Source organism: Trabulsiella odontotermitis, assembly GCF_030053895.1.
Classification (GTDB): Bacteria; Pseudomonadota; Gammaproteobacteria; order Enterobacterales; family Enterobacteriaceae; genus Trabulsiella; species Trabulsiella odontotermitis_C.
The window spans coordinates 3,292,319-3,312,378 of record NZ_CP125781.1 but is presented as its reverse complement, the minus strand read 5'-3'; the positions used below and the strand labels follow the sequence as shown (position 1 = coordinate 3,312,378).

Sequence of the window (20,060 nt, the reverse complement as noted above, 5' to 3'; positions counted from 1 at the left end):
CATCGTCTGGCTTACAGATTTCCCGTTCACCAATTCGGAGCAAACCTGAAAGACGCGCAGGGTGCTGTTCCAGATAACACGATAGACTTTATTCATGTTGCACACTCGTTAAATATTTGAGTCTGCCTGTCTATTTCATTGTTTTTATAAAAATATAACAGGCTTGTTTTGTTAATAAATAAATGGCACTCAGCGCTTTCAGAGAAATATTCTGAAAGACAAGCTTTAATGGAATAAGAATTCCTATTAAATTCTGAGGGAAATTAATAAAGAGCGGGTAGACAGGATTATGTGTCCATGTGAATATAATCCTGATGCATTCATCATATATGTTGCTGACTGCAATTGACTGAAATGAGATGATGGATGGCTTTCTGTAGTCAGTTTCACACTGAGCAACAATCATTTCAATATGGCAGGGGGAGATGCGGTGAGCGGGTAGTTACGCACCTGAATTATCAATGTAAGTAAATTCTTAGATTTATTAATTTGTCAGACTTGTTTTTTCTCGTTTTGCTCCGGGCGATAGTAATAAATTTGGGATATTTACACGCATTAATAAGAATTTTATACACAAACTGGCATGGCATAAATTTTTAATTAAAAGCACTAATTGCTAAATTAAAAAATAAGGGGAAGGTAAGGGCGGGTTATCTGGTTGAATAATAGGTTTATTTTAGTGTAATAACCCGCCCGGGGTAACGGCCCAATAGCACTAAATAACGGGAGCTATTTAGTGCTATTTTGTTCATATTCAAGGTGAAATCATCATTCCTTTTCCGGCGAATCGCGTAAAGACGGGGTGTGAGTTACTGCCATAATGAGCCCTTCAGGGCTGAGAAAACGGGTGACGGTCTGCCCCCAGGGCTCTTCCTGCAAACGGGTGAGCAAGGTATAGCCTTCGCGTTCCAGAATGTCGGTTGCGCGGCGCATATCGGCGACTTCAATTTCAAGCCAGGCCTGAGGAGCCGGTAACGTATCAGGCCATTCGTCGGTACCAAAACACGAGAGCGCCACTTTATCCAGCGGCCAGACCGCAAAATATTTAATCCCCGGAATATGTTGCGAATGCAGATATCCCTCATAACCATCAATTGTTTCAAGCGGCAGTCGTAACAAGTCTTTGTACAAATGCTCACTTTCTTTCGCATTCGTGGTGACAGGACCCAGTCCCGCCATAAATAACACTTCGATCCCTTCAGGTAGACGGGTCATTTTTACCTCCTGGTGCGCACATGATCACGCGCGGGTTTTGTTCCGTTAAAACCTGCGTCGGTTGCCCGGCTGCGCTATCAGCCATAAAATATCCTTCCTGGATAGCAGGAAGCGTACGACACAATTTAGATTCTGCGTTGTAAAAAAAGGACGTTTCGAAGAGGCATGGACGATGAATTCTGACTCAGGTGGACTGGAGCCCATTTCAGGCAACCATCATAGTGGGGCGACGCAATTTTTCTTCGCGCCGTCGATGCCATTGCGTGGCCATATATCACATTACACCGTGCAATTGCGTAATGCCTGTGAGCTGCCGTCGGCACGCCCGCTGACGATCATCCCGGATGCCAGCGGCTGCCTGGTGTTCACCGTGAATCACGGGCGCGTGAAACCGGTTTTTTGGGGGCCGAACAGCGAAACGCATCAGGTGATGCGGGATTTCAACACCATCACGCTGCGTCTGCTGGTGGAGTTTCTGCCGGGCGGGGCATTCGGGCTTTTCGGCAGTCTTCCTTTACATGAACTGCATAACAGCCAGTGCCTGCTGGATGCCATTGACCCTGCGCTGGACAGACTCTTTCGTTGCGTAGTGGAAAGGCATTACGCCACCTGGCCGGTTCTTCTTCAGGCCGTTGATGACGTGCTGGTGCGGCGCTTCGGCGCGGTCGTGGAAAAACCGCTCTTGCGCCAGGTGCTGATTCACGCTTCTCCATTGAACGGGAGCATTCGTCTTAATACTCTGACCGATATGACGTCATACAGTGCCCGGCATATTAACCGCTTGTGCCAGGAAAGAATTGGCGTCTCCTGGAAATCGTTTGTCCGTATTGTCAGGATTAATGAAGCGTGTCGGCGCATCAGTCACGGTGTCGCCGACCTGCGCACACTTGCCTGTGATCTCGATTTCCATGATCAGGCCCACTTCAGTAAAGACTTTAAAGCGCTTTGTGGCGTCACGCCGTCTGACTATCAGCGGAACCCGTCTCATTTTTATGCCGAGGAAACGAAACTGTGCATGAATCTGCCGGGCCGCTATGCCCGCTGACGATCACGTGCTACGAATTTCCCCACTTCTCGCAAAACGCCGCAATATCGTCATCCTGAAAATCCGCCAGCCGCTCGATGATGGTCTCCAGCGGCCAGTTCCACCACGCAATCTGCTGCAACTGAGCACCGAAATGCGGTGCGAATCGTAAACGAATGGTTCTGGCGGGAACGCCGCCGACGATGGTGTAGGGTGCAACGTCTTTACTCACCACGGCACCGGCGGCGATGACCGCGCCGTCACCGACCGTCACTCCCGGCAACACAATCGCGCCGTGGCCAATCCAGACATCGTTACCGATGGTGACCACGGCGTCACGGCGATGAGAGAAAAACGCATGATCACGCACGGCATTGACGGAATAGTATTCCGGGCAATAGGTGATGCGATGCTGCGACGGGCGCTCCATCGGGTGGTTCGGCGCGCCGATGCGCACATTGTTGGCAATCGCCACAAACTTGCCAATGGTCGCGTCGGCCACCGTCACGTATTCGCCGAGATAGGAAAAATCGCCCAGCGTACTGTATTCCATCACGCTGCTGGCAAGCACTTCACACTGCAAACCGATATGGCATTCACGGATCCGGACGCTGGGGTCAATCCAGGTTTCTGCTAATTTTGCCAGCTTCATGATGATTTCTCTTATCTTTCTGTTTCGATAATTAAAACAAGGAAATCTGACAAAAATATGACCGGTGGGTTTTCGCATTTTTCGTGATTAAACACGGCGTTCATTTTTTGTTCGTCTGTTTGTCATTAAAACGTCATCGGCAACGTTATTAATATCCCTCGAATAACCTAACTCTCTGGACAGTATGATGAACAGAGCACAAGCACAAAATGTAATAATTGAACATGCCCCAACGACGCTGCCGCAGGTGAATTACCTGCGCCTGCAAAATAAGAAAGTATTGAGCGTTAAGAATCTGTACAAATCGTATAACAATCATTCACCTGTTCTCTCAGATATTAATTTCGATCTGCATGCCGGTGAAATGGTAGGGGTTATCGGCCGCTCCGGTGCCGGTAAATCAACCCTGTTGCATGTCCTGAATGGCACCCATCCGGCGACCTCCGGCGAGATCCTGGATTACCCGGACGTCGGCACGCCGCGGGATGTCGCTGTGTTGCGCGGGCGTGAGCTGAACCGCTGGCGCAGCAAATGCGGGATGATTTTCCAGGATTTCTGCCTGGTACCGCGGCTGGATGTGCTGACCAACGTTCTGCTCGGGCGCCTCAGCCAGACGTCAACGCTGAAATCGCTGTTCAAGGTCTTTTCGCAGGAAGACAGGGCGAAAGCCATCGACCTGCTGGAATGGCTGAACATGCTGCCGCATGCCCTGCAACGCGCGGAAAATCTCTCCGGCGGGCAGATGCAGCGCGTCGCGATTTGCCGGGCGCTGATCCAGAACCCTTCCATTCTGCTGGCCGACGAACCCGTCGCCTCACTGGATCCCAAAAATACCCAGCGCATCATGCGCGTGCTGAATGACGTCAGCGAACAGGGGATCAGCGTCATCGTCAATCTTCATTCCATCGACCTGGTGAAAGCGTACTGCACGCGTGCGATTGGCATCGCGAAGGGTGAGATTATTTTCGACGGTAATCCATCCCTGTTAACCGATGACATTCTGCACAAACTTTATGGCGATGAAATCAGCCAGTTACATTAATTTCTTTCCTACGACTACGGACACGTATAATGAAAAAATCGATGACTCGCGCATTTCGTATTTCCACCCTGATGGCAAGCCTGGTATTGGCCTGGCAGGTCAATGCGGCTGAACAACCTAAAGAACTTAATCTGGGTATTCTTGGCGGGCAAAATGCGACGCAGCAGATTGGTGATAACCAGTGTGTGAAGCAATTCCTCGACAAAGAATTAAATGTTGATACCAAACTGCGTAATTCTTCTGATTATTCTGGCGTTATTCAGGGGCTGCTCGGCGGTAAAGTGGACGTGGTGCTGAGTATGTCACCGTCATCTTACGCGTCGGTCTATATCAGCAACCCGAAAGCGGTTGATATTGTCGGCATCGCGGTTGACGATAAAGATCAGTCCCGTGGTTATCACTCTGTCGTGATTGTGAAAGCGGACAGCCCGTACAAAACGCTGGAAGACCTGAAAGGCACCGCGTTTGGCTTTGCTGACCCGGATTCCACCTCCGGCTTCCTGATCCCGAACCAGGAATTCAAACAGAAGTTTGGCGGTTCTGCGGACGACAAATACAAAAACCACTTCTCCAGTGTGACGTTCTCCGGCGGTCACGAGCAGGATATCCTCGGCGTGCTGAATAACCAGTTCGCGGGCGCCGTGACCTGGGCTTCAATGGTGGGTGATTACAATACCGGCTACACCTCCGGCGCGTTCAACCGCCTGATTCGGATGGATCATCCTGATCTGATGAAGCAAATCCGTATTATCTGGCAATCGCCGTTGATCCCGAATGGCCCGATTCTGGTGAGCAACAGCCTGCCGGCAGACTTTAAAGCCAAAGTTATTGCCGCGGTGAAAAAACTGGATAAAGACGATCACGCCTGTTTCGTCAAAGCCATGGGTGGCACACAGCACATCGGCCCGGGAAGCGTCGACGATTTCAAACAGATCATCGAGATGAAACGCGAGCTGGTTACTGCTCGTTGATCTCGTCCTGCCCGCTCCCCCGGTCAAACAGGCCGGGGGATTTTTTTAGTGATAACCCTGTGAGCGAACATGCGAAATACCGAATTTGAACGTTACTTTCGGGAGATAAAGCTACGCCAGACGCGGGATACTTTCACCTGGTCAATCTTATTGCTGGCGCTGTACTTCGCGGCGGGTAATATCGCGGAATTCAATCTGTTGACCGTCTGGCGCTCGCTGCCGAACTTTCTCGATTACATTGTCGAAACCATTCCCACGCTGCATGTGTCCGTGCTGTTTGCCGATTCACATACCAAAGGCTCGCTGGCCTACTGGGGCTACCGGCTGCCGATTCAACTGCCGCTGATCTGGGAAACCCTGCAACTGGCGCTGGCATCGACGCTGGCCGCCGCCGGGCTGGCGACGGTGTTCTCTTTCCTTGCCGCCAGCAACGCCTGGTCGCCCGCCTGGGTACGTTACAGCATCCGGGCGTTAGTCGCCTTTTTACGCACTATGCCGGAACTGGCGTGGGCGGTGATTTTCGTGATGGCGTTTGGTATTGGCGCCATTCCCGGTTTTCTGGCGCTGATGCTGCACACCATCGGCAGCCTGACAAAACTGTTTTATGAAGCTATCGAAAGCGCGCAGGACAAACCCGTACGCGGCCTGGCGGCCTGCGGCGCCACACCGTTTCAGCGCATGCGTTTCGCGCTCTGGCCGCAAGTGAAGCCTGTCTTCATCTCCTACAGCTTTATGCGCATGGAGATTAATTTTCGCTCCTCGACCATTCTCGGTCTGGTAGGGGCGGGGGGCATCGGCCAGGAGCTGATGACCAACATTAAACTCGATCGTTACGATCAGGTGAGCATGACGCTGCTGTTGATCATTGTTGTGGTCTCGCTACTGGACATGCTCTCTGGACGTCTGCGTCACTGGGTACTGGAGGGAAACAAATGAAAACCTGGCAAACGGAACCTGATCTGATGACCAGCCGTCAGCAGCACGCGGAGTTGTACCGCGCGCAGCCTCGTTATTTGCGCCGCATCGGTCTGCTGGCGCTGGCGATATTCCTCTATTACGTCTGGTTTTTCTTCCAGTTTGGCCTCCCGCTGGCGCAGGCGCTTAATGGCGTGCAGGAGCTGGGGCGCTATTTTCTGCGTATGTTCGTCTGGCGAGATTTCCTCAACTGGCCGTTTCAGTATTACTTCACGCAAATCCTGGTCACTCTGGGGATCGTTTTTGCCGGCACCCTGACCGCGACGGTGATTGCACTGCTGCTGTCATTCCTCGCGGCGCGCAATATTATGCAGGGTCCGGTGACGCGCATTATCGCGTTGCTGATGCGTCGTTTGTTTGACGTACTGCGTGGCATTGATATGGCTATCTGGGGGTTGATTTTCGTCCGTGCAGTCGGGCTGGGGCCGCTGGCTGGCGTGATGGCGATCATCATGCAGGACACCGGGTTGCTGGGGCGTCTGTACGCGGAAGGGCATGAAGCGGTGGAGCGCTCACCGGGCCGCGGCCTGATGGCGGTCGGCGCTAACGGCCTGCAAAAACATCGCTTCGGCATCTTTACGCAATCCTTCCCGACCTTTCTTGCACTCAGCCTGTATCAGATTGAATCCAACACCCGTTCCGCGGCGGTGCTGGGGTTTGTTGGTGCAGGGGGGATCGGCCTGATTTACGCCGAGAACATGCGTTTGTGGAACTGGGATGTGGTGATGTTCATTACCCTCATCTTGGTGGCGGTGGTGATGATCATGGATACCCTTTCCGCCTGGCTGCGCCGTCGCTACATCCACGGAACGCCGATCCCGATGTTTGACGACATGAAAAAATAGCGGGAACCCCGTTGGTTTTTATTTTCCTTCGCCGGGAATAAACCTCCCTCCTCTTCGTCTTATAGGTTCAATGTTTGCAAGGTGAGCCTGACTATGACGACCACTCCACTAACCACCGGCCAGAAAATCGCGCGTCTCGCGCTGGTCGGCCTTGTTCCACTGGTACTGATTTTATTATTTTTGTGGGTCGGCGGCTGGCTGACGCCGCAGCGCCTGACCTCCGATAAGCTGATCACGGTGTTGCAGCAGTCCGGCGGCGAGCATCCGGGTTATCGCCGTAACCATGCCAAAGGCATTTGCGTGACCGGCAGTTTCCTCTCCAACGGCAACGCCAGCGCGATTTCGCGCGCCTCAGTGTTTTCGCCAGGCGAGACGCCGGTCACCGGGCGCTTTGCCCTTGCTGGCGGTAACCCGGCCGCGCCGGATTACGCCGTACCCGTGCGCAGCATGGCGCTGGCGTTTCAGTTGCCCGGCGGCGAACAGTGGCGCACCGGTATGAACGCCATGCCGTTCTTCCCGATCTCCACAGTAGAAGATTTCTACGAGCTTCAGGTCGCCACGCTACCGGATCCGGCGACCGGCAAACCGAACCCGGAAAAATTTAAGGCGTTTATTGCGAAACATCCGCAAATGTTGCCTTTCCTTGCCTGGTCTAAACAATATGTCCCGTCGTCAAGCTGGGCCAGTGACCGCTTCAATGGCCTGAACGCGTTTCGCTTTATCAATCGCTCGGGAGAAACGCATCTGGTGCGCTGGAGCATGGTGCCGCACGCCAGCTATCAGCCGATCACCGCGGACGATAAAAATAACAGCAATTTCCTGCAGACCGATCTGCAACAACGGCTGGCGCAGGGGCCATTGAAATGGGATCTGCTGATCACCGTCGCTAATGCCGGGGATGACGGCAGCGATGCGGCGAAAAGCTGGCCTGCTGATCGGCAAACCATTAATGCCGGCACGTTAGTGCTGACCAGTGCCACTGCCCAGGCGCAAGGGTCGTGCAACGACATCAACTATGATCCGCTGATTTTGCCGGACGGCATTGCCGCTTCCGACGATCCTTTACTCAATGCGCGTTCTTCGGCCTATGCCAAATCCTACAACGCGCGCACCCGTGAACAGGCAGGAGAGCATTTATGAAACAGGTGGCTTACTTTCACCCGGCGCTGCGCCTGCTGCACTGGTTAATGGCAGCGGCAATACTGGCGATGCTGTTTATTGGTGTGGCAATGGTCGCCACGGTGTCATCGCTGCACGGTTTGCTGGTGGCGATCCACAAACCGCTGGGGTTGATGATCCTTGTGCTGGTGGTGGTGCGTCTGGGGTTGCGCTTCTCCACCGCCACACCGCCGTTGCCGGATTCGTTGCCTGCCTGGCAGCGGGTGGCGGCGCATGCGTCGCACTGGGCGCTGTATGCGATGATGCTGGCGCAGCCGCTCATCGGTTGGGCGATGCTGTCGGCGGCGGGATATCCGATTACCCTGGGCGGGAGTTTTGTGTTACCGCCGATCCTGCCGGTGAGTAACGACAGCTATGCGATCCTGCGCCCGCTGCATTCTCTGGTTGCGCTGGCGCTGTTTGCCACCGTAATGTTGCATCTGGCCGCGGCGTTACGTCATGCGCTGATACTCCGCGACGGGGTATTTCAAAGCATGGCGGGCACCCGTAAACGGTGAAGGAGCGTTATGTCACAGCTGACTGATGGTGAGATCCGCCGGGTGATGCCACATCTGCAACGCTTTGCGCTGTGGCTGACCCGCAACCCGCACAGCGCGGAGGATCTGGTGCAAAGCTGCCTGACGAAGGCGCTTACCCGTCGGCCGCAACATGACGACGAGCACAGCCTGCGCGCCTGGCTGTTCACCATTCTTTATCGCCAGTTCATTGATGGCGAGCGGCGGCGCAAGCGCTACCTGAAACTGCTCACTTTTTTTACCGGTGAGGAAGCAGAGGGGTATTCCACCGAATCGCTGGCGATGGCCGACGAGACGCTGGCGCAGTTTGCCACGCTGCCGACCGACTATCGCGCCATTTTGTTGCTGGTGAGCGTTGAAGGGCTGAGTTATAAAGAGGTCGCTGAAACGCTGGATATTCCGCCCGGAACCGTGATGTCGCGGCTCTCCCGGGCGCGTAAGCTGCTTCATGAGAAATTAGAAGGTAAGGTAACGCCGTTACCGCTGAGGAGACTGAAATGACTTTGCCCCCGGATGAACACGATCTGCATGCCTGGATGGATGGCGAAGCGGATGACGCGACCTCAGCGCGCGTGGAACGTTATCTGGCTGAGAACCCGGATGCCGCGGCCCGGGTGGCGGGCTGGCGCCAGGACGCGCAGCAGTTGCGCCAGGCGATGAACCGCCAGACCGTCGTACTGGAAAGCCCGGAACCCCATTATTTGCGTCGTCAGGTGCGGCAACAGCGGCAATGGCGGCTGGCAACCGCCTGCGCGCTGGTGCTGGCGCTGGGCGTCGGCGGGGTGACTGGCTGGCAGATGAAAGAGTCGCAATTATTGATGAGCCATCAACCGATGGAAGATGCGGTGCAGGCCTATAAACTGTTTGATAACGCCGCGCTCACCCCCATGGACGTGGTGGCAACCCGGCAGACTGAACTGAGCCGTTGGGTGGCGCGCTATTTTATGAATGGTGTGCCGCCGCCGGATCTCGAACAGTACGGGTTCAAACTACGGGGCGCACGGCTGATAGCGACCGCGCAAGGTCCGGCGGCGCTGGTGATGTATGAGGATCCGCAGGGAACCCGCGTCGGCTGGTATATCCGTCCGTTAAGTCCGGTGAAATTACCGCATGGCGAGCGGCAGGGGGAAGATGTGATGGCGCAATACTGGAGCGACGAACACTATAACTACGCGTTAGTCACGCCACTGAATTCCAGCGGTGTGGACGGGTTGCGCAAAGCCGTCTCACTGGCGACCAGTTAAGGCCTCTTGCCGGGGCCTGCTGGTGCCAATATAATCATTACGCATTTCCTTTTATGCCGTAGGCGTTACCGTCATCCAACGCGCCCCGATCCCGAGGGTCTCAGCAGAGAAAACAGGGGTCATCTGGCGCGACGTCCTTACTTCATTAAAACGACATCACGCACACGCGTGATTTTCGTGTCGCTGCCTGCCAGGTCATTTTTCTTTTGAGGAAAACAGAATGAACATGAGCGGCAATACTCTTCTTATTACCGGTGCCACCAGCGGAATTGGCCGCGCGCTGGCGGAAGCTTTTCACGAACGGGGCAATCAGGTCATCATTACGGGGCGTCGTCAGGCGCTGCTCGATGAGATCACCGCGGCGAACCCGGGCATGGCTGGCTACCGGCTCGATCTTGCCGATACGGCGATGCTCGCGGATGTCACAGCCAGCGTGCGGTCGCGTTTCCCGGCGCTGAATATGCTGATCGCCAATGCCGGGATTTCTCAGACTGAGGATATCACTGACGCGGACTGGAATGCTGACGTCGCGCAGGCGATTGTCGACACCAACATCCTCGGGGTGATCCGTGCCACTGCGGCGTTTCTTCCGCTGATCAAAACGCAGCCTGGCGCCACGCTGATGGCGACCAGTTCGGCGCTGGCGTTTCTGCCCAGAGCGGTTTTCCCGACCTACTGCGCCAGTAAAGCCTTCCTGCACTCGTGGCTGGTGTCGCTCCGTTACCAGCTGCGTGACATCCCTGTGGAAGTGCTTGAGCTGGCGCCGCCTTACGTACAGACCATGATCACTGGCATTCAACAGGCGACGGATCCACGTGCCATGCCGCTGGCGGCATATATCCACGAGGTCATGACGCTGCTTGAACGTCATGACCATCCTGGCGGGGAGATCCTGCTGGAACGTGATAAAGCCCGCCGTTGGGCGGAAAGAGAGGGTACTTACGACGCGATTTTCCGCGCCATGAATCCCGATTAATCCGCAGTAGTCTTCACACCGTGGGGACGGTGCCGCCATCAATCAGGTACTCTGTCCCCGTAATCGCCCCCGCGCGATCAGAAGCCAGGAAGGCAATCAGATTCGCCACCTCTTCCGGTTTCGCGGGGCGCCCGAGCGGGATCCCGCCCAGCGAATCCATAATGATTTTTTTACCCCCCGCATAGTCTGTTCCCGCCTGTTCGGCCAGCCGCTCTGCCAGACGCACGGCGGCTTCGGTTTCTATCCATCCGGGGGAGACGCGCAACACACGAACGCCTTTGGGCGATACCTCTTTTGACAGGCTTTTGCTATAGGCCGAGAGCGCGGCTTTCGCAGCGGCATAAGCGGTGGTTGCTTCCGGCAGCGGCATCAGGCGCTGAATGGACGAGACATGAATGACAACGCCCGCGCCACGCGAAATCATGCCCGGCACCAGCAGCCTGTCCAGCCGCACCGCAGGCATCAGATTGAGCGCCAGTTCCCGCTGCCATTGCTGCTCGTCCAGCGCGGCAAATCCCCCGGCTGGCGACGACGACCCGCCCAGCATATGCACGATGATATCCACGCTGCCGAGGCGCGCGGTTACCTGCTCTGCCAACTGCTGGCATCCGGCGTCGGTGGTTAGATCGGCGGCAACGAACAGGCTGTCGTCCTGCAAGTCTTCAGGTCGATGACGCGCTACAGTCATCACCTGCGCCCCCAGTTCACGAAACAACGCGACCGTCGCCGCTCCTGCGCCTTTGGTGCCGGAGGTGACCAGTGCGCGCTTGCCTTTCAGCGTCAGAAATTCCGCCATTTATTTATCTCCCGACTCGTTTTTGTTCATTTCAGTTATCTGGTTAATGGTGCTTGTTAACTTTAAGGAAGGCAGATAATTTGGACAACGGGGATAAACAGGAATGACTTGATGAAGGAATCGGGATAATGTCGCGCGTGACGCTGAATGATTTACAGGCGGTACTCACCATCGCCCGCCGGGGAACCTTCCGGGCGGCGGCGATCGATTTAGATATGTCGACCACCGCGCTGAGCCACACCATCGCCCGCCTTGAGGCGGAACTTGAGGTGCGACTGTTTAATCGCACCACCCGTAGCGTGGCGCTGACAGAGGCCGGGCAACAGCTGGTCGAACAACTGGGGCCGTCACTGCAGGGGGTGAATGATGCGCTGGAAGCGGTGCGCGCCCGCAAGGGCACACCATCCGGTGTGTTACGCATCAATGCGCCACCGTTTGCCGCGCTCACGTTGTTTTCGACGCTGATCGTCGAGTTTCTGCGCCGTTATCCACAGATGCATATTGATCTGGTCACTGAAGGGCGGCTGGTGGATATCGTGGCGGAAGGGTTTGATCTGGGCGTCCGGGTCGCGGGTCTGGTGCCGCAGGACATGATTGCGCTCTCCCTCGGGCAGCCGCAGCGTTTCGCGGTGGCGGCGTCACCAGATTATCTGGCGCAACATGGCACACCGACGACACCGGGCGATCTGCTCAGGCATGCCTGTCTGCGTGTGCGTCTGCCGGATGGTGCGCTTTATCGCTGGCATCTGGAAAAACAGGGGGAAGTGGCGCATGTTGAAGTGAACGGGCCACTGACGCTGGACGACGCCGCACTCTCCCGCGCTGCCGTGCTGGAAGGGCTCGGCATTGGGTTTTTCCTCGAACAGAACGTGGTCGGCGATATTGCCGCCGGGCGCATGGTGCGCCTTCTGGATGACTGGACGCCGCCGTTTCCGGGGCTGTGCCTTTACTATCCAGGCAGACGCCACCCCTCCGCCGGGCTGGCGGCGTTTCTGGCGCTGGCGCGCGAGATGGCGCAGCGGTGAGTTATACCCGCACGACACCAACGGTCAGAATAATATTGGCGAAGCGTCGCGTTTCGCCGGAAGCAATCACCAGCAGGGTGTCGGATGATTTAGCCAGCGCATAGAATGCTTCGCGCGTCAGCCAGTTAAATTCCGTTTCGGGTGATAAAAGACGCTGATACTCTTTTTCAATGGTATTATCAAAGTCGGCAGGGGAGGCCATTAGCGTCGCGCTTTCGACATTGATATATTTCAGTAGCTTCTCAAGAATAAACGGGCTGTTGATCATCCCGGGAGCAAAATTGAGATAGATAATCGTCGCATCAGGGGCTGAATTGGTCACGAAAGAATAGTTGCTGTCAGCGAGCAATATTTTTGTTTTATGACCACATTTTGCCAGGACGCTTAACAGCTCCGGGTGAATGATGTCTGTTTTAATCATAATGATCCCTGTAAAACGTGCCAGGTCATTATTGTCCCTGGCATGTTCAAATTGACGGTTGCCACTGCTTTCCCGTCACATACGATAAATGCCGCCGTTAATATCGATAGTGGCGCCAGAAATAAAGCCATCATATTCCGAGGCCAGGAAACGAATAGTGCGTGCAACATCTTCAGCGGTGCCCGCACGTCCCAACGGAATGGCGCTGATGGTTTCATCGGCGGATTCTTTGGTGGTGTGGACGTTATGGAAACGGGTGCCAAGAATCAGCCCTGGCGCGACAGCGTTAACGCGAATGCCATACTGTCCCAGCTCTGCCGCCAGCGAACGCGTCCAGGTCAGCACCGCGCCTTTGGTGGTGGAGTAGACCAGAGAACCGGAATGCCCGCCGGAGCGGCCCGCCAGCGAGGCGAGGTTCACAATGCTGGCGCCGTCTTTGGCCGCTTTGAGATATGGCAACGCGCTTTGCGTGACGTTCAGCATGGTGGTCATGTTGACGTCAATAACGGTCTTCCAGAAGGCCTGATCAATTTCGCCCATCCATTTTCTGGCAATAATCCCGCCGACGTTATTGATCAGAATATCAATACCGCCGAGGAATTCCGCCGCAATAGAAACACATTTCGCGGCATCGACTTCATCGGTTAAATCGGCATGACCGTAAGCCGCTTTTTGCCCCAGTGAGGTTGCCAGTGCAGCCAGTTCTTTCGGACCTTCTTCTCCGCTGAAGTAATGGATATAAATATCGCATCCGGCTTCGATCAGCGCTTTCGCCGTCGCCTTGCCGATCCCTTGTTCTGCGCCAGTAATCAGCACTCTTTTTCCGGAAAGATTACCCATTTTAATCTCCTGTATTTGATTTCTGCGAATGACAAACTGCAAACCTGAATTATTATTTTGTGGCTTCAGTTGCTTATTTAAGGCAACAGTGGGCCGTGGTCATTGACTGACCAATAAACTTCCCCGGTGTTGGCAGCTTTATTCACGCTGCCGCCTCTTTCTTACAGAATATTAAGACTCTCCCTTCTCAATCACCGACTGGCGGCTAATGAGTTTAGGGATAAATAAAAACTCCTCCGGCGTCAGATCCGGGTTTTCAATGCGCGTCAGCAGGCGATCAACCATCATGGTGACCATGTCGGCCAGCGGTGGCATCACCGAGCTCATCGGCGGTTGCACCAGATCCGCAAGCGGAATGTTATCAATACCGATGACGGACATGTCCTGCGGGATCCGTACCCCCGCGCTGCGTAACCCGGCCATCAGACCAATACCCATCGCATCGTTGATGGCCACAATGCCATCCGGGCGCGGTGACTGCTCGAGCACTCTGGCGGCAAGCGATCGCCCCAGTTCGGTCATTTCAGCATCGCCGTAGGCTTCCCCGGCTTTGCCTTCAATAACCTGTGCGCTCTCCTGCAAACCATGGCGGTTGACGGCGGAATAGAAACCTTCAATTTTATGCAGGCGGCTTGGTAACTGTGTGGCTTCGGTGACGAATACCAGTTGCCGGCAACCCCGTTCAATTAAGTGCTCCGCCGCCAGTCGCCCGGCTTCGACGTTATCCATCGAGACGCTGTCGAACGGCGGATTGCCGTCCGGCGCGTGAGTTGACATCAGACTGTCGTAGTTCACCATCACCATGCCGTGGCGGGCGGCGTTGGCGAAGTGGGGGCGATCCATTGCCGTTGCGACAACAATCACGCCTTTTACGCCATGGGCAAACATATCTTCCAGAAAGGCTTTTTCTTCGTCTTCCTGGCGATAGGTGTTACCCAACAACACCCGATACTGATTGGCTTTAGCAACGCGATCGACCTCACGCGTCAGCATCGCAAAACTGGGGTTCACAATCGACGGCACCAGTAAGCCAATCATTCGCGCCTGGCCGGTTTTCAACTGCTGAGCCACCCGGTTCGGCAGATAATTCAGGTCACGCATGGACTGCCGGATACGCGCGAGTGTCTCCGGGCGCATTTGATTAGTGCGGCCATTCAACACATTCGACACGCTACTGACGGAAACGCCAGCGTGGTTCGCGACATCCCTGATATTAGCCATACTGCCCTCATTATTTACGCGTTTACTGACTTAATTATCTGTTAATTCAACTGCTTTAGCGATCAGTATCCTGCCAGTCCTGGCAACCAGGTGGTGATGATCGGAATCATCGCAATCAGGATGATGCCAAACAGGGAAACCAACAGGTATTTCACCATCGGACGGATCACGTTCTTCATTTCTACCCCACAAATGGCGCAGGTGGTGTATAACCCGAGGCCGATAGGGGGGGAGAACAGACCGAAGCCCATCGCCAGAATCATGACAATGCCGTAGTGCAGGGCGTTAAAGCCAAGCTGGACAGCAATCGGCACCAGAATCGGGGCGAAGATGATCAGTGCCGGCGCACCTTCCAGAACCGCACCGAAGACAATCAGAATAATGATGGTCAGCAACAGGAAGACCCAGGCGCCCTGCGAGTGACCAATGCCAACCAGCAGTTCCGCAATTTGCTGTGGGATCATCTGAATCGTCAGCACGTACGACAGGCTGGTAGCACAGGCAACGATGAACAACAGCACGCCGGACATCGCCGCGATGTCGATAAACATCTTCACGGTGGCGCGGAACGTCAGTTCACGGAAGGCCAGGCGACCAATCACAATCGCATACACCACCGCAAACGCCGAGATTTCCGTTGAGGTGGCGATCCCCATCATGACCCCACGGCCAATCATGAAGATCATCGCCAGACCGACAATTGCGCCTAACCACAGTTGCAGCAGAGGACGCATCTGCGGATACGCTTCACGAATGTTGATCTTGCCGCCGAAACGGTTGGCCGCGATCAGCATCAGTACCAGCAGGCAGGCGGCAGGCATCAGGCCGGCGATAAACAGCGCGCCGATGGAGATGTTGGCCACGAAGCCCAGTACAATCAGGTTAACGCAAGGGGGAATGGTTTCCGCCACGACGGCGGAAGCAGCGAACACGCCCGCGGCTTCTTCACTGTCTTCTTTCGCACGGCGAACGGCAGGCATCAGTACGCCGCCCACTGCCGCGACGTCTGCCAGCTTCGACCCGGAAATGCCGGAGAAGAAGGCCATCGACAGTACAGTCGTCATGTTCAGACCGCCACGGAAACGCCCCATGCCACGCACGACCAGCTCGACCAGACGCGTTGACATACCGTTGATTTCCATCGCGGCGCCAGCCAGCAGGAAGAACGGAATTGCCAGCAGCACGAAGTGATCCACCCCGGCGACGACCTGCTGTGAGAAAAAGACGAACGGCAGGGAAGGGTCGCAGATGAAAAATGCCATCGCCGACATCCCGAGGGTAAAGGCAATCGGCACACCCGCGACAATGCCCAGCACGAAGCAGATCAGCATCAGTCCGGCGGCAGCGGTTGCCGGGTCTGCCATCAGGGAAAGTTTCAGCCATCCCAGCAGAATTAACACCAGAATCCCTGCGCCACTGACCAGCACAACTTTCGCTGGCGCTTTCAGCGCATGTTCCAGCGCCGCCAGCATCATTACGCTGGTGCCGATAAGCACTGGAATGACCGAGATAATTTGCGGCAGCCCGGTTTCGGTGGTTTGCAGGCGAGCCGCCATCAGCAGATCATAACTGGATACCACCAGTCCGATAGCGACCAGCAGCAGTACCCAACGGCTGGCATGCACAATATAAGGACGGACAGATTCAGGAATGAAGCGCAAAAAGAGATCAACGCCGATATGTCCGCCGCGCCCGGTCGAGGTCGCCACGCCGAAGAAGACCAGCGCAATCATCATAGCGCGCGCCATCTCTTCCGCCCATTCAATCGGGGAGTGCAGGGCATAACGCCAGATGACGGAGGCAAAAACCACCAGTACGTTAATCAGTAAAACCAGCCCGCCTGCCCAGGCGGTCAGTGTTGTCAGGAATTTATTCAGCCGGGAAAGGTAAGCCAGCGGCCCCGCGGGGGTTTTGATTGCCATCGATGTGTCAGCCATATCGAACCTCGTTATAAAGCTCCCGTCGGTGGCGACCAGCCAGATGCTGGCCGCCTGGATGAATGAAAGGGGCGGGAATTACTCCGCCGCAGTCACTTCATCAACGACAGTTTTCATATTTGGATATTTTGCCAGGAACTCATCCCAGACCGGTTTCACATCTGCGCGCAGGGCATTGCGGTCAATATCATGGAACACCATGCCAAGGGTTTTCAGTTGCGCTACCGCTTTTTCTTCAATCTTGTAGGATTGCTGACGTTCATACTCGGTTGCTTCGCGAGCCGCTGCCAGGAATCCAGGACGCAGTTTTTCCGGGATTTGCTCGAAGCTGTTTTTGTTCATCGCAATCATGATCGGGTTATAGATATGCTGCGTCAGGCTTGCGTTTTTGGCGATCTCATAGAACTTGTTGGCGAGCACGGTTGCGGAGTCATGCTCCAGACCATCAATCACACCCATCTGCAGACTGGAATAGACTTCACCGCCCGGCATCGGAATGGAAACTGCGCCCATATGGTTAATAGTGGCGATAAAGTTTGGTACCGGCAGAACGCGGATTTTCAGGTTTTTCAGATCTTCTGGTTTTTCGACCACTTTTTTGGTGTAGACATTGCGGGCGCCCAGGTTGTAGGCGTAGTCAACCACCACCACGTTAGCTTTTTTCAGCATCAGGTCAGACAGTTCTTTACCGGCTTTGCCGTCCAGTGCTTTGCCCACCTGATTCCAGTCTTTAAACAGGTAACCCAGATCCAGCACGCCGATTTCAGGTACCAGCGTTGCCCAGATAGAGGTGCCGGAAATCATCATGTTGATGGCGCCGATGCGCACCTGCTGGGTTGCATCCGCTTCTTTACCGAGCATCGCGTTAGGGAAGTAGTTGAGTTTGATCTCATCCTTCAGTTGCGGATCTTTTTCGATATTGGACTGTAAACGTTTGAACCAGATGTAGTGTGCAGAGTTGTCATCTGCCGTTAGCGACGAGTAAACACGAAAGGTGACTTTCGCTTCGGCAAGGTTGGTAACAGCACCGGCCGCGAACAGCATAGAGGTAAGTAAGGTTCCAACGAGGGTTTTACGTAAAAAAGGTTGCTGAATGTTCATCATGTTAATCCTTGTGTGAAAACATTTGTTCTATTGTTCCCGACCGATAGCACGGTCTGTCAGGGCATGACTGCGACTTTCTTATTCTTCTGTAACGTTACACTAAATCGTTACAGAGGACGTTATAGCGTAAATTTCGATCAGACAAGTCCTGGACGAAAGGAAAAATGAAATTTGTGAGCGGTGATAAAAAATGAGGCGAAACGCAAATGAAACGCAGCGAAAAAGACGGATGTACAGTCACGGTTTAGTGGCTCAGCTTAATCCGCCGACATCTGGATCACAAAACGTGCAACAAACGTATTTTTTATCAGCAATGGTTCTGAATTGTATTGCTGGAAATGAGGTTTACTTTTTCCGGATTTTCAGAAAATATCTCGCGGAATGATCTACATTATGCCTCGGGTACACTGATTTGTTAATATTTTGCTAATTTTTATGATCGAACTGGATACTTATTTAAACCTTGTTTTACTTTTTTGCCTTAAAATCATGTTTTTTGCCGTTGTATTTCATTTAGACAGGATTTTTTGTGTCATTTTGTCTTATTGAAATGCATTCATCGGCTGTAGTATTGTCATGGTTGTTGAGAATATTCGTTATGTCGTGGAGAATATTTCGATGAAGGATGAACGCTATTAGATACAAGAGGAAATAAAACCAGGAAATATTCTACGGGATTTTATTCTTACTTTGTATTAAGGTTGTTGTAAGGGATGTGGAGAGTTTATTAAGTAAAAATGAGATTCACTAAGTATTACCCCGAAATTATCTGAAAAATAACGCGATAAATACGTGCGAGTTTTTTGTGGAGAGAGTTTTTATTTGTGTGAGATGCGACGCTTACACATGCGTTTCTGCGCGCAAAGGATTGACTATCTTTATCGCCAGGGATATTCTTAGGGTAGTAATTCAGAATTTGTAAAAAATATGTGGAGATAACATTTCATATGTTATCGGTACTGTTTTATGCATTTTCAGGGAAATGACTTACTTCAAGAAACTCTTACTCTCATCTTTGTATCTTCAATATTTTATTGAATTCAGATACAGAAGATCTATCCCTATTGATGAGACGGAATGTATTCAGTGCCATGTTACATAGGGTTGTTTGCTTCAGAAGGCAGTGCTGCCAGCCCGTTTATATGAGCGATATGAAAAAGCCTTACGAATGCTATTGCAGGGAATGCAACGGGTTCGGACGCTTGTTCGCTATCAGTATAAACTACGGCTTTTAGCATCAGTGCAAATAGGGATGATTTATGAAAGCATTATATCTGGGTGAAAAGAATCTCGGCAGTTTGGGCATTATCAGCATCATTGAGGCCAGCTACCAGATGGCTTCGGTCATACTGAAAAATGTAGAAAAATTTCTCGAAGAAGGGACAGAACAACAGCACTACAGCATCGGCATTATCGACGGCAAGGCACTACACACCTGTCCTCTGCACCAACTGAAGCAGATCTCTCAATTACTGAACTGTCCTGTCCTGCTTCTGGTTGAAGATGATCAGCCATGGCAAAAGTATCTCGAGCAGATCGACAACGTTCATGGTGTGATTAAGCGCGAAAGCGATGTCGAATTTTTTATAAATACAATCAATATCATACGTGACGGCGGCTATTGTTATTCCTGGGATATTCATTCTATCAAGAATAATGGCGCCGCCATGTTTAATGATGAGTATTACGCTTCAGCGGGCCTGACGCGCAGGGAGACAGAGATTCTGAAAATGTGCCTGGATGGCGCAACCAACAAGGCGATATCTATTCGGCTATCCCGTAGTGAAAAAACGATCAGCGCGCACAAATCCAATATATTACGCAAGCTCGGCGTGAAGCGTTTTTCTGATCTCTTTTTCCACTGCCGCTGAAATATTACCCTAATAGTGCCACCGGCGGAGTGCGGAGAGTAATATCGATAACGATATTACTCTCCTTGCTTACATCTCTGTATTTATGAAACGTACCTATGGTGATGGATGATTTTTGTGATCACGATTTTATCACTGCCAGTTTAAGGAACGCTTAATCTGTCAGTACATTACTTATTTTTTCTTTGTTTTTATAAGGGGCAAACG

Annotated in this window: 20 protein-coding genes and 1 pseudogene; 12 read left to right on the top strand and 9 right to left on the bottom strand. The window is 53.4% G+C overall.

Annotation, left to right across the window (positions count from 1 at the left end; translation table 11 throughout):
• Positions 1-36 precede the first annotated feature (36 nt).
• Both QMG90_RS22570 and QMG90_RS15675 read right to left on the bottom strand, forming a co-directional pair.
• Positions 37-96 (bottom strand): annotated as a pseudogene (locus QMG90_RS22570) (ESPR-type extended signal peptide-containing protein); the annotation flags it as partial.
• Positions 97-768: 672 nt separating this feature from the next.
• A complete protein-coding gene (locus QMG90_RS15675) occupies positions 769-1,215 on the bottom strand; it encodes a VOC family protein (protein ID WP_283280555.1) in 447 nt (148 codons plus the stop codon).
• A 172-nt stretch (positions 1,216-1,387) separates the two neighbouring features.
• Here QMG90_RS15675 and QMG90_RS15670 point away from each other — a divergent pair, with 172 nt between their 5' ends.
• A complete protein-coding gene (locus tag QMG90_RS15670) occupies positions 1,388-2,260 on the top strand; it encodes a helix-turn-helix domain-containing protein (protein WP_283280554.1) in 873 nt (290 codons plus the stop codon).
• Between the two features lie 10 nt (positions 2,261-2,270).
• On the opposite strand, the gene QMG90_RS15665 is transcribed toward QMG90_RS15670, so the two are convergent.
• Positions 2,271-2,891 (bottom strand): DapH/DapD/GlmU-related protein, encoded by a 621-nt coding sequence (locus QMG90_RS15665; RefSeq protein WP_283280553.1) that lies wholly within the window; start codon positions 2,889-2,891, stop codon positions 2,271-2,273.
• Positions 2,892-3,078: 187 nt separating this feature from the next.
• Here QMG90_RS15665 and phnC point away from each other — a divergent pair, with 187 nt between their 5' ends.
• The 9 genes from phnC to QMG90_RS15620 all read left to right on the top strand — a co-directional run bounded on the left by phnC (position 3,079) and on the right by QMG90_RS15620 (position 10,638).
• Positions 3,079-3,933 (top strand): phosphonate ABC transporter ATP-binding protein, encoded by an 855-nt coding sequence (gene phnC / locus QMG90_RS15660; RefSeq protein WP_283283982.1) that lies wholly within the window; start codon positions 3,079-3,081, stop codon positions 3,931-3,933.
• A 29-nt stretch (positions 3,934-3,962) separates the two neighbouring features.
• Positions 3,963-4,904 (top strand): phosphonate ABC transporter substrate-binding protein, encoded by a 942-nt coding sequence (gene phnD, locus QMG90_RS15655; protein WP_283280552.1) that lies wholly within the window; start codon positions 3,963-3,965, stop codon positions 4,902-4,904.
• A 69-nt stretch (positions 4,905-4,973) separates the two neighbouring features.
• Positions 4,974-5,840, top strand: a complete 867-nt coding sequence (gene phnE / locus QMG90_RS15650) for a phosphonate ABC transporter, permease protein PhnE (RefSeq protein ID WP_283280551.1) — start codon at positions 4,974-4,976, stop codon at positions 5,838-5,840.
• Positions 5,837-6,724 carry a phosphonate ABC transporter, permease protein PhnE gene (phnE, locus tag QMG90_RS15645; RefSeq protein ID WP_283280550.1) on the top strand — a complete coding sequence of 296 codons (888 nt, stop codon included), beginning with the start codon at positions 5,837-5,839 and terminating at the stop codon, positions 6,722-6,724. The genes phnE (QMG90_RS15650) and phnE (QMG90_RS15645) overlap by 4 nt, the downstream gene beginning before the upstream one ends.
• A gap of 93 nt (positions 6,725-6,817) precedes the next feature.
• The gene (locus QMG90_RS15640) at positions 6,818-7,864 is read left to right on the top strand and encodes a catalase family peroxidase (protein WP_283280549.1); all 1,047 of its coding nucleotides are present in this window, start codon (positions 6,818-6,820) and stop codon (positions 7,862-7,864) included.
• Positions 7,861-8,400 (top strand): cytochrome b, encoded by a 540-nt coding sequence (locus tag QMG90_RS15635; RefSeq protein ID WP_283280548.1) that lies wholly within the window; start codon positions 7,861-7,863, stop codon positions 8,398-8,400. The genes QMG90_RS15640 and QMG90_RS15635 overlap by 4 nt, the downstream gene beginning before the upstream one ends.
• Before the next feature lie 9 nt (positions 8,401-8,409).
• Positions 8,410-8,919 carry an RNA polymerase sigma factor gene (locus tag QMG90_RS15630; RefSeq protein WP_283280547.1) on the top strand — a complete coding sequence of 170 codons (510 nt, stop codon included), beginning with the start codon at positions 8,410-8,412 and terminating at the stop codon, positions 8,917-8,919.
• The gene (locus tag QMG90_RS15625) at positions 8,916-9,662 is read left to right on the top strand and encodes an anti-sigma factor family protein (RefSeq protein ID WP_283280546.1); all 747 of its coding nucleotides are present in this window, start codon (positions 8,916-8,918) and stop codon (positions 9,660-9,662) included. Before QMG90_RS15630 ends, QMG90_RS15625 begins: the two co-directional genes overlap by 4 nt.
• Before the next feature lie 226 nt (positions 9,663-9,888).
• On the top strand, positions 9,889-10,638 hold the full coding sequence (locus QMG90_RS15620) for an SDR family oxidoreductase (RefSeq protein ID WP_283280545.1): 750 nt from the start codon (positions 9,889-9,891) through the stop codon (positions 10,636-10,638).
• 13 nt (positions 10,639-10,651) lie between these two features.
• Here the strand turns inward: QMG90_RS15620 and QMG90_RS15615 are convergent, their stop codons facing one another.
• Positions 10,652-11,434: an SDR family oxidoreductase gene (locus tag QMG90_RS15615; protein ID WP_283280544.1), complete on the bottom strand. Its 783-nt coding sequence runs from the start codon at positions 11,432-11,434 to the stop codon at positions 10,652-10,654.
• 128 nt (positions 11,435-11,562) lie between these two features.
• Between QMG90_RS15615 and QMG90_RS15610 the strand changes: the two genes are divergently transcribed.
• Positions 11,563-12,459 carry a LysR family transcriptional regulator gene (locus tag QMG90_RS15610; protein ID WP_283280543.1) on the top strand — a complete coding sequence of 299 codons (897 nt, stop codon included), beginning with the start codon at positions 11,563-11,565 and terminating at the stop codon, positions 12,457-12,459.
• Position 12,460: 1 nt separating this feature from the next.
• Here QMG90_RS15610 and QMG90_RS15605 read toward each other — a convergent pair whose 3' ends face one another.
• The 5 genes from QMG90_RS15605 to QMG90_RS15585 all read right to left on the bottom strand — a co-directional run bounded on the left by QMG90_RS15605 (position 12,461) and on the right by QMG90_RS15585 (position 17,982).
• Positions 12,461-12,880 carry an RbsD/FucU family protein gene (locus QMG90_RS15605; protein WP_283280542.1) on the bottom strand — a complete coding sequence of 140 codons (420 nt, stop codon included), beginning with the start codon at positions 12,878-12,880 and terminating at the stop codon, positions 12,461-12,463.
• 75 nt (positions 12,881-12,955) lie between these two features.
• Complete coding sequence (locus QMG90_RS15600) at positions 12,956-13,720, bottom strand: SDR family NAD(P)-dependent oxidoreductase (RefSeq protein WP_283280540.1); 765 nt, start codon at positions 13,718-13,720, stop codon at positions 12,956-12,958.
• Between the two features lie 171 nt (positions 13,721-13,891).
• A complete protein-coding gene (locus QMG90_RS15595) occupies positions 13,892-14,941 on the bottom strand; it encodes a LacI family DNA-binding transcriptional regulator (protein WP_283280539.1) in 1,050 nt (349 codons plus the stop codon).
• A gap of 62 nt (positions 14,942-15,003) precedes the next feature.
• On the bottom strand, positions 15,004-16,878 hold the full coding sequence (locus QMG90_RS15590) for a TRAP transporter large permease (protein ID WP_283280538.1): 1,875 nt from the start codon (positions 16,876-16,878) through the stop codon (positions 15,004-15,006).
• A gap of 78 nt (positions 16,879-16,956) precedes the next feature.
• A complete protein-coding gene (locus tag QMG90_RS15585) occupies positions 16,957-17,982 on the bottom strand; it encodes a TRAP transporter substrate-binding protein (protein ID WP_283280536.1) in 1,026 nt (341 codons plus the stop codon).
• Between the two features lie 1,259 nt (positions 17,983-19,241).
• Between QMG90_RS15585 and QMG90_RS15580 the strand changes: the two genes are divergently transcribed.
• Entirely contained in the window at positions 19,242-19,853 is a 612-nt protein-coding gene (locus QMG90_RS15580; RefSeq protein ID WP_283280535.1) for a helix-turn-helix transcriptional regulator, read from the top strand.
• The last annotated feature ends 207 nt before the right edge of the window (positions 19,854-20,060 follow it).

What these genes read in the sequence shown, in the direction of transcription:
- QMG90_RS15620 (WP_283280545.1), top strand. Translation starts at nt 9,889, where the DNA reads ATGAGCGGCAATACTCTTCTTATTACCGGTGCCACCAGCGGAATTGGC.
- QMG90_RS15675 (WP_283280555.1), bottom strand. Translation starts at nt 1,215, where the DNA reads ATGACCCGTCTACCTGAAGGGATCGAAGTGTTATTTATGGCGGGACTG.
- QMG90_RS15635 (WP_283280548.1), top strand. Translation starts at nt 7,861, where the DNA reads ATGAAACAGGTGGCTTACTTTCACCCGGCGCTGCGCCTGCTGCACTGG.
- phnC (WP_283283982.1), top strand. Translation starts at nt 3,079, where the DNA reads ATGAACAGAGCACAAGCACAAAATGTAATAATTGAACATGCCCCAACG.
- QMG90_RS15615 (WP_283280544.1), bottom strand. Translation starts at nt 11,434, where the DNA reads ATGGCGGAATTTCTGACGCTGAAAGGCAAGCGCGCACTGGTCACCTCC.
- phnE (WP_283280550.1), top strand. Translation starts at nt 5,837, where the DNA reads ATGAAAACCTGGCAAACGGAACCTGATCTGATGACCAGCCGTCAGCAG.
- QMG90_RS15625 (WP_283280546.1), top strand. Translation starts at nt 8,916, where the DNA reads ATGACTTTGCCCCCGGATGAACACGATCTGCATGCCTGGATGGATGGC.
- QMG90_RS15605 (WP_283280542.1), bottom strand. Translation starts at nt 12,880, where the DNA reads ATGATTAAAACAGACATCATTCACCCGGAGCTGTTAAGCGTCCTGGCA.
- QMG90_RS15595 (WP_283280539.1), bottom strand. Translation starts at nt 14,941, where the DNA reads ATGGCTAATATCAGGGATGTCGCGAACCACGCTGGCGTTTCCGTCAGT.
- phnE (WP_283280551.1), top strand. Translation starts at nt 4,974, where the DNA reads ATGCGAAATACCGAATTTGAACGTTACTTTCGGGAGATAAAGCTACGC.
- QMG90_RS15630 (WP_283280547.1), top strand. Translation starts at nt 8,410, where the DNA reads ATGTCACAGCTGACTGATGGTGAGATCCGCCGGGTGATGCCACATCTG.
- QMG90_RS15610 (WP_283280543.1), top strand. Translation starts at nt 11,563, where the DNA reads ATGTCGCGCGTGACGCTGAATGATTTACAGGCGGTACTCACCATCGCC.
- QMG90_RS15665 (WP_283280553.1), bottom strand. Translation starts at nt 2,891, where the DNA reads ATGAAGCTGGCAAAATTAGCAGAAACCTGGATTGACCCCAGCGTCCGG.
- phnD (WP_283280552.1), top strand. Translation starts at nt 3,963, where the DNA reads ATGAAAAAATCGATGACTCGCGCATTTCGTATTTCCACCCTGATGGCA.
- QMG90_RS15670 (WP_283280554.1), top strand. Translation starts at nt 1,388, where the DNA reads ATGAATTCTGACTCAGGTGGACTGGAGCCCATTTCAGGCAACCATCAT.
- QMG90_RS15600 (WP_283280540.1), bottom strand. Translation starts at nt 13,720, where the DNA reads ATGGGTAATCTTTCCGGAAAAAGAGTGCTGATTACTGGCGCAGAACAA.
- QMG90_RS15580 (WP_283280535.1), top strand. Translation starts at nt 19,242, where the DNA reads ATGAAAGCATTATATCTGGGTGAAAAGAATCTCGGCAGTTTGGGCATT.
- QMG90_RS15590 (WP_283280538.1), bottom strand. Translation starts at nt 16,878, where the DNA reads ATGGCTGACACATCGATGGCAATCAAAACCCCCGCGGGGCCGCTGGCT.
- QMG90_RS15640 (WP_283280549.1), top strand. Translation starts at nt 6,818, where the DNA reads ATGACGACCACTCCACTAACCACCGGCCAGAAAATCGCGCGTCTCGCG.
- QMG90_RS15585 (WP_283280536.1), bottom strand. Translation starts at nt 17,982, where the DNA reads ATGATGAACATTCAGCAACCTTTTTTACGTAAAACCCTCGTTGGAACC.